At 54.0% G+C, this 12,142-nt stretch carries 13 protein-coding genes; 6 read left to right on the plus strand and 7 right to left on the minus strand.

Annotation, left to right across the window (positions count from 1 at the left end; all coding sequences use genetic code 11):
• Positions 1–32: 32 nt before the first annotated feature.
• Both ACLJQD_RS14055 and crp read right to left on the minus strand, forming a co-directional pair.
• Positions 33–2,120 (minus strand): YccS/YhfK family putative transporter, encoded by a 2,088-nt coding sequence (locus ACLJQD_RS14055; RefSeq protein ID WP_000269312.1) that lies wholly within the window; start codon positions 2,118–2,120, stop codon positions 33–35.
• 48 nt (positions 2,121–2,168) lie between these two features.
• Positions 2,169–2,801 (minus strand): cAMP-activated global transcriptional regulator CRP, encoded by a 633-nt coding sequence (crp, locus tag ACLJQD_RS14060; protein ID WP_000242758.1) that lies wholly within the window; start codon positions 2,799–2,801, stop codon positions 2,169–2,171.
• A 307-nt stretch (positions 2,802–3,108) separates the two neighbouring features.
• Between crp and ACLJQD_RS14065 the strand changes: the two genes are divergently transcribed.
• Positions 3,109–3,513 carry an OsmC family protein gene (locus tag ACLJQD_RS14065; protein WP_001148919.1) on the plus strand — a complete coding sequence of 135 codons (405 nt, stop codon included), beginning with the start codon at positions 3,109–3,111 and terminating at the stop codon, positions 3,511–3,513.
• Positions 3,514–3,608: 95 nt separating this feature from the next.
• On the opposite strand, the gene ACLJQD_RS14070 is transcribed toward ACLJQD_RS14065, so the two are convergent.
• From ACLJQD_RS14070 to ACLJQD_RS14080, 3 genes are read right to left on the minus strand one after another with little or no spacing between them, the layout of a single operon-like run.
• Positions 3,609–4,478, minus strand: coding sequence for a phosphoribulokinase (locus ACLJQD_RS14070; protein WP_001274690.1), 870 nt, complete (start codon positions 4,476–4,478; stop codon positions 3,609–3,611).
• A 51-nt stretch (positions 4,479–4,529) separates the two neighbouring features.
• Positions 4,530–4,748, minus strand: a complete 219-nt coding sequence (locus ACLJQD_RS14075) for a YheU family protein (protein WP_000586568.1) — start codon at positions 4,746–4,748, stop codon at positions 4,530–4,532.
• On the minus strand, positions 4,745–5,812 hold the full coding sequence (locus tag ACLJQD_RS14080; protein ID WP_017442187.1) for a hydrolase: 1,068 nt from the start codon (positions 5,810–5,812) through the stop codon (positions 4,745–4,747). Before ACLJQD_RS14080 ends, ACLJQD_RS14075 begins: the two co-directional genes overlap by 4 nt.
• 197 nt (positions 5,813–6,009) lie before the next feature.
• On the opposite strand from ACLJQD_RS14080, the gene ACLJQD_RS14085 reads away from it, so the two are divergent.
• Positions 6,010–6,321 (plus strand): monooxygenase, encoded by a 312-nt coding sequence (locus tag ACLJQD_RS14085; protein ID WP_000047690.1) that lies wholly within the window; start codon positions 6,010–6,012, stop codon positions 6,319–6,321.
• 1 nt (position 6,322) lies between these two features.
• Here ACLJQD_RS14085 and ACLJQD_RS14090 read toward each other — a convergent pair whose 3' ends face one another.
• Positions 6,323–6,544, minus strand: coding sequence for a LysR family transcriptional regulator (locus ACLJQD_RS14090; RefSeq protein WP_017442188.1), 222 nt, complete (start codon positions 6,542–6,544; stop codon positions 6,323–6,325).
• A 162-nt stretch (positions 6,545–6,706) separates the two neighbouring features.
• Positions 6,707–8,614 (minus strand): ABC transporter ATP-binding protein, encoded by a 1,908-nt coding sequence (locus ACLJQD_RS14095; RefSeq protein WP_000634764.1) that lies wholly within the window; start codon positions 8,612–8,614, stop codon positions 6,707–6,709.
• Between the two features lie 265 nt (positions 8,615–8,879).
• On the opposite strand from ACLJQD_RS14095, the gene kefG reads away from it, so the two are divergent.
• The 4 genes from kefG to slyD all read left to right on the plus strand — a co-directional run bounded on the left by kefG (position 8,880) and on the right by slyD (position 12,132).
• Entirely contained in the window at positions 8,880–9,431 is a 552-nt protein-coding gene (gene kefG / locus ACLJQD_RS14100) for a glutathione-regulated potassium-efflux system ancillary protein KefG (protein WP_000081820.1), read from the plus strand.
• Entirely contained in the window at positions 9,431–11,236 is a 1,806-nt protein-coding gene (gene kefB, locus ACLJQD_RS14105) for a glutathione-regulated potassium-efflux system protein KefB (protein ID WP_000398133.1), read from the plus strand. The genes kefG and kefB overlap by 1 nt, the downstream gene beginning before the upstream one ends.
• A 10-nt stretch (positions 11,237–11,246) precedes the next feature.
• Positions 11,247–11,447 carry a YheV family putative zinc ribbon protein gene (locus ACLJQD_RS14110; protein ID WP_001007735.1) on the plus strand — a complete coding sequence of 67 codons (201 nt, stop codon included), beginning with the start codon at positions 11,247–11,249 and terminating at the stop codon, positions 11,445–11,447.
• 94 nt (positions 11,448–11,541) lie between these two features.
• Complete coding sequence (gene slyD, locus ACLJQD_RS14115) at positions 11,542–12,132, plus strand: peptidylprolyl isomerase (RefSeq protein ID WP_000861341.1); 591 nt, start codon at positions 11,542–11,544, stop codon at positions 12,130–12,132.
• Positions 12,133–12,142: the final 10 nt, after the last annotated feature.

A 12,142-nucleotide genomic window follows, 5' to 3' on the forward strand; every position in this document is an offset into this window, starting at 1 on the left:
CCGGATAAGCGTAGCGCATCCGGCAGTCGGTCTTAACTTTTTGTATCCCGTAGCCGCTTACTCAGCCAGATACCGTGATGCGGACGCTGACGCCAGGCCATCGACGAAATGGTGTGCATGGTGTTCAGATGGCCAATGATGCGCTGTAAATGTTGTTCCAGAGTGCTCAATAAGCCATGTGACGGCATGTCCGGCGACTCCAGAATATTGACATCGCCGGAGCCGCCTGGCCTGTCGTACTCCAGGCGCTGCTGGCAGCGCTGAATCGCAATCTCGCAAGATTCCAGATAGCGCTGCGCCAGATCCGGCGTCAGCATGGTGTGTTCCCGCGCCAGCGTCGTCATAGCGTTGATATGCTCGACAATAAACTGGCTGTGCGTGACCCATAGTTTCATATCCGACAGATAGTGGGTATTGAATCCGGGTTCCTGCATTGCCTGATTTAACGAGTTGAATAACGTGTTATGCGCCTGGTTGACCCGCATTCTTTGATAAGCGAGCGGGGTGGCCTGCGGATCGTTACTGAGGATCAGTCGGATAGCTTCTTGATCGGCTTCCAGCGCATCATGGGCGTTTTTACGTAATAGCCCGCTTTGCCATTGCGGCCACAGCCAGACCATGCCGCCAAAGGCAATTAAACAGCCAATCAGCGTATCGATCAGCCTCGGCACAATAAACTGTTCTCCGTTTAACGTCAGTAACTGGATGGTGTATACCGCCGTCACCGTAAAGCCGACCGTCGCCCAGCCGTAGTTTTTACGAATAATCAGATAACTTGCCAGCGTTAGTACCAGCATGACCGCCAGCGTAATGCTTTCGGGAATATGTAAGTGCAGCGTGACGCCGGCAATCACCAGGCCGACCAGCGTTCCGACCGAACGGTGCAGAATACGTACGCGCGTCGCGCCATAGCCGTTTTGGGTGACAAACAGCACCGTCATGAGTATCCAGTACGGTTTAGGCAGGTGCAACGCACTGCCCATCAGACTGGCGATGCTCATCATCACGCTGATGCGTCCGGCGTTGCGTAGCGCCGGTGATTTAAGAGACATATAATTTTTCAGCGCCGGAAGTAGCGGCAAACGACGCTGTTTATCGGCCATCAGGTCGCGGGCGTACAGCGGCCGCTGAGTACGCAGCACACGGGCGATTCGACTGAAGTGCCAATAGCAGAACTGGCCTACCGGATTTTCAGGATGTTGATTGGCGATCTTCTCCAGAGCGCCAATCTGTTTTTCCATGGAGAAGCGCGTCGGCAGACGATGATAAAGAATGTCATCCGCCAGCACGCGCAGACGGGCGGCGACCGTTTGCGCATTCCAGCGAATCACCTCTTCCGCATGGCTGCGTTCTACCAGTTTCTGTACCTCTTCCGGCTGATGCAAGCTGACGGAGATGTGCTCCTGCAAATCCATCGCTTCCTGAAAAGCCCGTAGTAGACGCTTGTAATCATTATTGTTGTGCGCCGAAAGCATATGCATCTGTTGGTAACACTGGGTAATGAGATCGACCGCTTTTTGCTGGCGTATCAGCAGGGGAGGCAGCGCTTTTTCCGGATCGATATGTTGGGTGAGCAGGCTGTATTTCGCTTCACAATAATCGGCCAGTTCACGGTATAACAAACTCAATGACTCGCGCAGCGGCTGTTCGCGCCATAGCCAGAACCAAAACCAGTTAAACACGCCGTACCATAGCGTGCCCAGCGCATAAATGAGCAGCGGCTCCCAGACGGGCATGTATCCCGCAAGGCTCAGGGTAAAGATGGCGGCAATCAGCGACGCTGGCAGTAACCGCGCGTGAAGCGGGCTAATTTCCGCCGTCACGCCAAGCACCAGCGTCAGCCCGGTCAGGATCAACGGCAGGGGGATGGATTCCGCCAGCAGAAGTTGCGTTACCAGACTGCATCCGGCGAACAGCGACGCGCCGATGATCAGGCGTTTAAAAAAACGTTTGTGCGGGGTATCCAGACCTGCAATGTTGCAGCAGGCGGGAACGAGAGAGAAAAGCAAGCCCAGGTGTAGCTGGCCTATCAATAAACCGACAGCCACAGGCAGGCACAGCACCAGCGTTTGCCGTAGTGCGTAATTAATCTCTGGGTGATAAATCAGTCTTCGCCACATCGATGCAAACAAAAATGGCGCATGATAAAACGCGCCATTCTGACGGAATTAACGGGTGCCGTAGACGACGATGGTCTTGCCATGCGCGGAGATCAGGTTTTGATCTTCCAGCATTTTCAAAATACGACCAACGGTTTCGCGGGAGCAGCCGACGATCTGGCCGATTTCCTGACGGGTGATTTTGATCTGCATCCCATCCGGGTGCGTCATGGCATCGGGCTGTTTCGCCAGATTCAGCAGCGTCTGAGCGATACGCCCGGTGACGTCAAGGAAGGCGAGGTTACCTACTTTTTCAGAGGTGACTTGTAAGCGACGAGCCATCTGGGAAGAGAGGCGCATCAGAATATCCGGGTTGACCTGGATTAATTGGCGAAATTTTTTGTAGGAAATTTCAGCGACCTCACATGCGGTTTTCGCACGTACCCAGGCGCTGCGTTCCTGGCCTTCTTCAAACAGGCCCAGTTCACCAATAAAATCACCCTGATTCAGATAAGAAAGGATCATTTCTTTCCCTTCTTCATCTTTGATCAGCACTGCCACGGAGCCTTTAACGATGTAGTACAGCGTTTCTGCTTTTTCACCCTGGTGAATCAGCGTGCTCTTTGACGGGTACTTATGAATGTGGCAATGAGACAAGAACCATTCAAGAGTCGGGTCTGTTTGCGGTTTGCCAAGCACCATGCGCGGTTATCCTCTGTTATAAGCTGTCTCCAGAGCCAGAAAACGGCACTGTCTCTGGGGTTGCAAAAATATACTTCCCGCTACCTGGGAAGGGGGCTACGAAAATAGATTGTAGCCTGTAATGTGATGTCCTCTGCATACATGCAGTACGTCAATGTATTACTGTAGCATCTTGTCTGTTTTAGCATAGCTTTCGCCGTGTGTCTCCTGGTGTCTCGCTTCAGCATGACCCAGGTCGCCTTCCATTGCGACTTTTGTTGTATGCGCGTAATCTTTCAGGAAAATTGAAACATTGGAGTTACGAAATATGCAAGCGCGTGTAAAGTGGGTTGAAGGGCTCACGTTCCTCGGAGAGTCCTCCTCCGGCCACCAGATTTTAATGGATGGCAACTCCGGTGACAAAGCGCCGAGTCCGATGGAGATGGTATTAATGGCGGCTGGCGGATGTAGCGCTATTGATGTGGTATCAATCCTGCAAAAGGGCCGTCAGAATGTCACCAACTGCGAAGTGAAGCTGACATCCGAGCGCCGGGAAGACGCGCCGCGCCTGTTTACGCACATTAATCTGCATTTTATCGTTACCGGCAGCGATCTGAAAGAGGCTGCCGTCGCGCGCGCTGTCGATCTCTCCGCGGAAAAATATTGTTCGGTGGCGCTAATGCTGGAAAAAGCGGTCAATATTACCCATTCGTATGAAGTGATTGCGGCGTAACATGTGATGCCGGATGGCGGCGTGGTTTTATCCGGCCTACCCGTTTTTATCTCGTAGGCCCGATAAGCGTAGCGCCATCGGGCATTTCACCGCGGTTATTCGATTTTTTTGCCTTCCATTAATCGCTGCACCAGCGGCAACATAATCAGCTCCATCGCCAGCCCCATTTTGCCGCCCGGCACCACTAATGTATTAATGTGAGAAATGAACGAGCCCTGGAGCATCGCCAGAAGCCAGGGAAAATCGATCCCTTCCAGATTGCGGAAATGGATCACCACAAAACTCTCATCCAGCGAGGGAATACCCTTTGCGGCGAACGGATTGGATGTATCGACGGTCGGTACGCGCTGGAAGTTGATATGGGTACGCGAGAACTGCGGCGTAATGTAATTGATGTAGTCGTCCATGGAACGCACCACGGAATCCATCACCGCTTCACGGGAGTGTCCGCGCTCGCTGGTGTCGCGAATCAGTTTCTGAATCCACTCGAGGTTGACGATAGGCACCACGCCAACCAACAGATCAACATGACGCGCGACATCATGTTGCGGGGTGACGACGCCGCCGTGCAGCCCTTCATAAAACAGCACATCGGTCGGTTCGGGAAGCGGCTGCCAGGGGGTAAACGTGCCGGGAACCTGATTCCACGGTACGGCTTCATCATAGGTATGCAGATATTTACGCGACTGGCCTTTACCCGTCTGCCCGTACTCAATAAAAGTATGTTCCAGTAGGCTGAAGTCATTGGCTTCAGGCCCGAAATAGCTGATATGCCGCCCGGCGTCACGCGCTTTGCGGATCGCCATATCCATTTCCGGGCGGGTGTAACGATGAAAACTGTCGCCTTCCACCTCGGCGGCGTGCAGATTTAACTGCGCGAAAATTTTACGAAACGCGAGGCTGGTGGTGGTGGTCCCCGCGCCGCTTGACCCTGTTACTGCTATCACCGGATGTTTGGCTGACATGGCAACTCCATGATTGAGCTTTAGTAATAATGTATTGTCGGCAAAGGCGTTTTATTCGCGAAACTGCTTTTTCGGCATAATATTGACCGTTTCATGTAATTCAGACCATACCAGCACGGCCTCGCCGGATTGCAGTTGGCGTTTTACGTCAGCGACTTTTTGTTCAAGCGAACGTTCATGTTCACCATAATCGGTGCCTTCGCGCAACACAAAGCTTTCGATCAGGTTGTCCAGCGTGTCGGGGGCGAGCCCCTGCCAGGGAATGATCATGATGACGCCTCCAGGTACGTTGTCAGCCAGTCAGGAATTCGGCGTTCCAGCCACATTTCAGGGCGCAGCGGCGTACCGCCGATAAATCCTACGTGTCCGCCATGCTCAGTTAGCTGATACTCCACCTGCGGGGGCAGATCTTCCGCTTTAGGGATCACGTGATGATCCATAAACGGATCGTCTTTAGCGTGAATAATCAGCGTCGGTTTAGCAATCTGGTTAAGCAACGGCATGGCGCTACACTGACGATAGTAGTCGATGGCGTCGGCAAAGCCGTGAATTTTCGCGGTGATCAGGTCGTCAAACTCGCGAATACGGCGCATTGATTTCAGTTGCGCCAGATTCACCGGCAGCGACCCGGGATACGCCGCCAGCTTGCGTGACGCATTCGCTTTTAACAGATTAAGCAAATAACGCTGATAGATGCGGGAAAACCCTTTGTCCATGTGGTAGCTACAGGCTTCGAGAACAAAGGGCGCAGAAACAATCACCGCCGCCTCGATGGGAATATCGCGGCCTTCTTTCGCCAGCAGGCACGCCAGCATATTACCGCCGAGCGAATAGCCCACGGCGGCTGTCGGAACGGCGCCGAACTCCCGCTGTAGCCAGCGTAAAAACCAGGCTCCGTCCTCCGTTTCACCGGAGTGGTAAATACGATTCAGACGGTTGGGTTCGCCGCTACAGCCGCGAAAGTGCATCACCACGCCCAGCCAGCCGCGCTTTTGCGCCGCCTCAATCAGTCCGTGGGCATAGGGGCTGTTCAGGCTGCCTTCCAGACCGTGAAAGACCACCAGCCGCGGTTTATGCTTTGCCTGTTGCGGTTCTTCGCTCCATGCCAGATCGACAAAATCGCCGTCCGGTAGCTCCAGCCGCTGCCAGTGGGCGTTGAACTTCACTTTGCGGCGGATTAAGCGCGGCAGCATAGTTTGTAAATGGCGATTACGAATGCCACGCATGGGAATAAATTCATGCGAGTCATTGACAGGCGGGGTCATTTCTGTGGACGTGATCTCAACCATAGCACCAGAACAATTGATAATTGGAAACAATACTATACCGCGCATAAGGTTCACAGATTAGTCAATATGTGATTTTACGTTCAATTGGTCGTCTGGCGAAATAAAATTGCGCCTCATTTCACCAGAGGGGGCGGTATGCAAGGCGCGCGCAATACCCCACAGAAATCGCGTGAACCTCTGCATCAGCCGAATTAATCGTGGTAGTGTGGCAACACGATAGTTATGCGACTCAAGGAGAAGGCATGTCGAAGACACTTTTACAGATCCATTTTAACTTTAGCGGCCCTTTTGGCGAGGAGATGACTCAGCAACTGGTCGGGCTGGCGGAGTCTATCAATGAGGAGCCGGGCTTCATCTGGAAAATCTGGACAGAAAGCGAGAAAAACCAGCAAGCTGGCGGCATTTACTTGTTTGAATCCGAAGAAACGGCGCAGGCTTATATTAAAAAACACACTGCGCGTCTGAAAAATCTTGGCGTTGATGAGGTGACGTTTACATTATTTGGCGTGAACGACGCGCTGACGAAAATAAATCACGGCAACCTTTGCCGCTAAATCACATAACGCAGGCTTCTGTTCCGGTGCTGCCGACCGCAACGGTAACCTTTATATCGGGGCGAGTACCGAAGAGGCCTTTATGGACGAACAGCGGACAACGAACGTTCTCTTCCAGCGTGTGCAGCGCCTCGGCGGTGCGGGCGATGTTGCCCTTCTCCACAAGCATCATTAAGATGGTGAGCTTGCGGAAGGTAATGTCATCGGTAATTGACAGGTTCATCGTCCGCCCCGTGCGTTAGAGCCTATCCCAGTAGGCGTAATTGTTGAAGCCAGTTTGGGGCAGGACAGCGCGCAGAAACCGGAGCGTACACATAGTACGTGAGGATTTCGAGCACTGCCCGGCCCTAAAATGGCGAATAAAATAGCCTAATGGGATAGGCTCTTAGTCGTTCTGCATCATCTGCTCAAGCTGCTCCTGCGCCTCAAGCCATGCCATTTCACACGCTTCCAACCCGGATTTGGCGCTGGCCTGCAGTTGCAGACACTCGGTCATCTCCGCTTTACGGCTGGGGTCATACAGGCTGCTGTCGCCGAGCTTCTCTTCCGCCTGCGCTAACTGGGCGTTGAGCTTTTCCATCTCTTTTTCCAGACGGGTAATCTCTTTACGCAGCGGCTGCGTCAGAGTGCGTAGCTCGGCTTCGCGACGCTTCTGATCTTTGCGTGACTGGGCGCTGTTGGCGTTGTTTTCCTTCGGCGCGTCGTCGGCCTGGTTTTCCTGCTTCTGCACGTCACTCAGCCACTGCTGATAATCCTCCAGGTCGCCGTCGAACGGCTCGACCTTTTTGTCGTGCACCAGATAGAGGTCGTCAGTGGTGGAGCGAATCAGGTGGCGGTCGTGCGACACGACGACCAATGCGCCTTCAAAATCAATCAGCGCTTCGGTGAGCGCCTGGCGCATGTCGAGATCCAGGTGGTTGGTCGGTTCATCGAGCAGCAGCAGATTTGGACGCTGCCAGACGATCAGCGCCAGTACCAGGCGCGCTTTCTCGCCGCCGGAGAAACGTTGCGTCTCTTCCGTTACTTTGTCGCCCTGGAAACCGAAGCCGCCGAGATAGTCGCGCAGCTTCTGCTCCAGTTCCTGCGGCGCCAGACGCGCCATATGCTGCAACGGGGATTCATCGGCGCGCAGGAACTCCAGTTGGTGCTGGGCGAAGTAGCCGAGCTTAATGCCTTTGGCGAGGCCGATTTCACCGTGCAACGGTTCCAGTTCGCCCGCCAGCAGCTTGATCAGCGTCGATTTCCCCGCGCCGTTGCGGCCCAGCAGGCCGATACGCGAGCCGGGCACCAGGTTCAGCTTGATGGATTCCAGAATGATGCGATCGCCATAACCTGCGCTGACTTTTTCCATCTTCAGCAGCGGGTTCGGCAGGCTTTCCGGCGCGCGGAAGCTGAAATGGAACGGGTTGTCGACATGAGCCGGCGCAATCAGCTCCATACGCTCCAGCATCTTGATACGGCTTTGCGCCTGCTTGGCCTTGGTCGCTTTGGCGCGGAAACGGTCGATGTAGCTTTGCAGATGCGCCACACGCTCCTGCTGACTCTCATACATCGCCTGCTGTTGCGCCAGGCGCGTGGCGCGCTGAACTTCAAATGCGCTGTAGTTGCCGGTGTACTCGAACAGAGTCTGCTGTTCGATATGGATAATTTTATCCACTATCGGGTCAAGAAAGTCGCGATCGTGGGAGATCAGAATCAGGGTGCCCGGATAGCTCTTCAGCCATTTTTCCAGCCAGATAACGGCATCCAGATCGAGGTGGTTGGTCGGTTCGTCGAGCAGCAGTAAATCGGAACGGCAAATCAGCGCCTGGGCCAGGTTAAGGCGCATCCGCCAGCCGCCGGAAAAGTCGCTGACCGGACGTTCCAGCTGATCGTTAGAGAAGCCGAGACCGTGTAACAGGCTGGCGGCGCGCGAACGAACGGTCCATGCGTCGATGGCGTCCAGCTTGCCATGTATGGAGGCGATAGCATGTCCGTCGTTACGTTCGTTGGCGTCGTTAAGCTGCGCCTCCAGCTGCCGGTATTCACGGTCGCCGTCAATGACATACTCAATCGCTGGCTGAGGCAACGCAGGTGTTTCCTGATTCACCCACGCTAATTGCCAGGTTCCGGGCAGGGTAAAACTCCCGGCATCGGCGCTGATTTCATTTTTTAGCAATGCCAGCAGGGTAGATTTACCGCAGCCGTTTTTACCCACCAGGCCGACTTTCTGGCCTGGATTAATGGTAGCCGAGGCATTGTCCAGTAGGACGCGCACGCCGCGACGAATTTGTAACGAGGAGAAAACAATCATAAGGCGCCGTATGTTCAGACTATGTTAATTTATCATTATGATAATGTAATATTCGGGCGTACCGCCGCGCTGGAGCGCAATGGTAGCTCAAAACAACAACGATACACAAAATCATTCAGGCCGCCTTTGGTGAGGAACAAGAATATCTCTCATTAATCCCCAGCGGCGGACATAGAGTACGTTTCTGAGTTGAACAAACGCTATCAACGTAGAAGCGGCCTGAAGAATGGCATGTATCGACCCAAAACAACCGGGAGGGGGATTGATGTCTCAGCCAGCGAAAGTCTTGCTGTTGTATGCCCATCCGGAATCTCAGGACTCGGTTGCTAACCGGGTACTGCTTAAACCGGCCATACAGCACAATAACGTAACCGTGCACGATCTTTATGCGCGCTATCCTGATTTTTTTATCGACACGCCCTATGAACAAGCCCTGTTACGTGAGCACGACGTCATTGTTTTTCAGCATCCCCTTTACACCTATAGCTGTCCGGCTTTACTGAAAGAATGGCTTGATCGCGTTTTGAGTCGGGGGTTCGCCAGCGGACCAGGGGGAAACCAACTGGTGGGAAAGTACTGGCGTAGCGTGATTACGACCGGCGAGCCGGAGAGCGCTTACCGGTATGACGCGCTAAACCGCTATCCAATGAGCGATGTACTCCGCCCTTTTGAACTGACCGCGGCCATGTGCCGGATGCACTGGATGCCGCCCATTATTGTGTACTGGGCGCGCCGCCAGTCGCCGCAGACGCTGGCCAGCCATGCGAAAGCCTATGGCGAGTGGCTGGCGAATCCTGTGAGCGCGGGAGGCTATTGATGGAAGGTGCTGATTTATTGACCGCGGGAGTGTTGTTCCTCTTCGCGGCGGTAGCGGCGGTGCCGCTGGCCGCCAGGCTGGGCATCGGCGCGGTGCTAGGGTATTTGCTGGCGGGAATCGCGATTGGTCCGTGGGGGCTGGGATTTATCAGCGACGTTGACGAGATCCTGCACTTTTCCGAACTGGGCGTCGTGTTTCTGATGTTTATCATTGGTCTCGAACTCAATCCGTCCCGGCTTTGGCAACTGCGGCGCTCTATCTTCGGCGTCGGCGCTGCTCAGGTGCTGTTAAGCGCGGCGGTGCTTGCGGGATTATTGATGCTTGCTGATTTCTTATGGCAGGCGGCGGTCGTCGGCGGGATTGGCCTGGCGATGTCTTCGACGGCGATGGCGCTACAACTGATGCGCGAGAAAGGCATGAACCGTAGCGAGTCCGGGCAGTTAGGGTTTTCCGTCTTACTGTTTCAGGATTTAGCGGTGATCCCCGCGCTGGCGTTGGTGCCTTTATTGGCGGGATCGGCCGACGAGCATTTCGACTGGTTTAAAGTGGCAATGAAGGTACTGGCCTTCGCGGTAATGCTGATTGGCGGTCGTTACCTGCTGCGCCCGGTATTTCGTTTTATTGCTGCGTCCGGCGTACGCGAGGTTTTCACTGCCGCGACGTTGTTGCTGGTGTTGAGCGCCGCCTTATTTATGGATGCGCTGGGACTGTCGATGGCCCTGGGAACCTTCATTGCCGGCGTTTTACTGGCAGAGAGCGAATACCGGCATGAGCTGGAAAACGCTATCGATCCCTTTAAAGGTTTACTGCTTGGGCTGTTCTTTATCTCCGTCGGTATGTCGCTAAATCTCGGCGTACTTTATACCCATTTACTGTGGGTGGCGGCGAGCGTTGTTATTCTGGTCGTCATAAAAATGCTGACGCTGTATCTGCTGGCGCGGTTATATGGAATAAGAAGTTCTGAACGGATGCAGTTTGCCAGCGTGCTGAGTCAGGGGGGCGAGTTCGCTTTTGTGCTCTTTTCTACCGCCTCTTCTCAGCGCCTGTTTCAGGGCGATCAGATGGCGTTATTATTGGTGACTGTCACATTATCAATGATGACCACGCCGCTACTGATGAAAGGGATTGATAAGTGGTTATCGCGCCGTCTTAATGGCCCGGAAGAGAATGATGAAAAGCCGTGGGTTGAGGATGATAAGCCCCAAGTGATTGTCGTCGGCTTTGGCCGTTTTGGTCAGGTGATCGCTCGCTTATTGATGGCGAATAAGATGCGTATCACCGTGCTGGAACGCGATATCGGCGCCGTTAATTTGATGCGCAAATATGGTTATAAAGTGTATTACGGCGACGCTACACAAGTCGAGCTGCTGCGTTCTGCGGGCGCGGAAGCGGCGGAGTCGATAGTCATCACGTGTAATGAACCGGAAGACACGATGAAGCTGGTGGCGCTGTGTCAGCAGCATTTTCCTCATCTGCATATTCTTGCGCGAGCGCGTGGACGTGTGGAGGCCCATGAGTTATTACAGGCTGGCGTCACGCAGTTTTCCCGTGAAACGTTTTCCAGCGCGCTGGAACTGGGACGTAAAACTCTGGTGTCGTTAGGTATGCATCCGCATCAGGCGCAACGCGCGCAGTTGCATTTTCGTCGGCTGGATATGCGAATGTTGCGGGAACTGATCCCGGAGCATAGCGACATGGTACAGATTTCGCGCGCCAGAGAGGCCCGACGCGAACTGGAGGAGATTTTTCAGCGCGAAATGCAACAGGAACGGCGCCAGTTGGATGGCTGGGATGAATTTGAGTAGGGGTAAAACAATGGCAATCCGTAAACGTTTTATTGCAGGCGCGAAATGTCCGGCCTGTCAGGCGCAGGATACAATGGCGATGTGGCGTGAAAATAATGTCGATATTGTTGAATGCGTTAAGTGCGGGCATCAAATGCGGGAAGCGGATAAAGACGTTCGCGAGCATGTTCGCAAAGAAGAGCAAGTGATCGGGATTTTTCATCCGGACTAGCGATATGCCGCAGGTTTTTTTAAGCTAAGGGGTACACGGCTGCAGAATTCCGCTACAATCTGCGCCACTATTCTTCCCATGCTCAGGAGATATCATGAAAGTAGCAAAAGACCTGGTGGTCAGCCTGGCCTATCAGGTACGTACAGAAGACGGTGTGTTGGTTGATGAGTCTCCGGTGAGTGCGCCGCTGGATTACCTGCACGGTCACGGCTCCCTGATCTCTGGTCTGGAAACCGCGCTGGAAGGCCATGAAGTTGGCGACAAATTTGATGTCGCTGTTGGCGCGAACGACGCTTACGGCCAGTATGACGAAAATCTGGTGCAGCGTGTGCCTAAAGACGTCTTTATGGGCGTTGATGAACTGCAGGTAGGGATGCGTTTCCTGGCGGAAACCGACCAGGGCCCGGTACCGGTAGAGATTACCGAAGTGGAAGACGATCACGTTGTGGTTGATGGTAACCACATGCTGGCGGGCCAGAATCTGAAATTTAACGTAGAAGTTGTTGCGATTCGTGAAGCGACTGAAGAAGAACTGGCTCACGGTCATGTTCATGGCGCGCACGATCACCACCACGATCACGGTGAAGATGGCTGCTGTGGTGGTCATGGTCATGACCATGGTCACGAGCACGGCGGCGAAGGCTGCTGCGGTGGTGGTGGTAAAGGCGGCTGCGGTTGTCATTAATCCCCGTCGT

Origin of the sequence: Salmonella sp. SAL04214, assembly GCF_046550615.1 — a bacterium.
In the GTDB taxonomy this organism is placed as follows: domain Bacteria; phylum Pseudomonadota; class Gammaproteobacteria; order Enterobacterales; family Enterobacteriaceae; genus Salmonella; species Salmonella enterica.

Bases quoted from the DNA above. Each gene is read 5' to 3' on its own strand.
- ACLJQD_RS14055 (WP_000269312.1), bottom strand. From the start codon at position 2,120: ATGTGGCGAAGACTGATTTATCACCCAGAGATTAATTACGCACTACGG.
- crp (WP_000242758.1), bottom strand. From the start codon at position 2,801: ATGGTGCTTGGCAAACCGCAAACAGACCCGACTCTTGAATGGTTCTTG.
- ACLJQD_RS14065 (WP_001148919.1), top strand. From the start codon at position 3,109: ATGCAAGCGCGTGTAAAGTGGGTTGAAGGGCTCACGTTCCTCGGAGAG.
- ACLJQD_RS14070 (WP_001274690.1), bottom strand. From the start codon at position 4,478: ATGTCAGCCAAACATCCGGTGATAGCAGTAACAGGGTCAAGCGGCGCG.
- ACLJQD_RS14075 (WP_000586568.1), bottom strand. From the start codon at position 4,748: ATGATCATTCCCTGGCAGGGGCTCGCCCCCGACACGCTGGACAACCTG.
- ACLJQD_RS14080 (WP_017442187.1), bottom strand. From the start codon at position 5,812: ATGCGCGGTATAGTATTGTTTCCAATTATCAATTGTTCTGGTGCTATG.
- ACLJQD_RS14085 (WP_000047690.1), top strand. From the start codon at position 6,010: ATGTCGAAGACACTTTTACAGATCCATTTTAACTTTAGCGGCCCTTTT.
- ACLJQD_RS14090 (WP_017442188.1), bottom strand. From the start codon at position 6,544: ATGAACCTGTCAATTACCGATGACATTACCTTCCGCAAGCTCACCATC.
- ACLJQD_RS14095 (WP_000634764.1), bottom strand. From the start codon at position 8,614: ATGATTGTTTTCTCCTCGTTACAAATTCGTCGCGGCGTGCGCGTCCTA.
- kefG (WP_000081820.1), top strand. From the start codon at position 8,880: ATGTCTCAGCCAGCGAAAGTCTTGCTGTTGTATGCCCATCCGGAATCT.
- kefB (WP_000398133.1), top strand. From the start codon at position 9,431: ATGGAAGGTGCTGATTTATTGACCGCGGGAGTGTTGTTCCTCTTCGCG.
- ACLJQD_RS14110 (WP_001007735.1), top strand. From the start codon at position 11,247: ATGGCAATCCGTAAACGTTTTATTGCAGGCGCGAAATGTCCGGCCTGT.
- slyD (WP_000861341.1), top strand. From the start codon at position 11,542: ATGAAAGTAGCAAAAGACCTGGTGGTCAGCCTGGCCTATCAGGTACGT.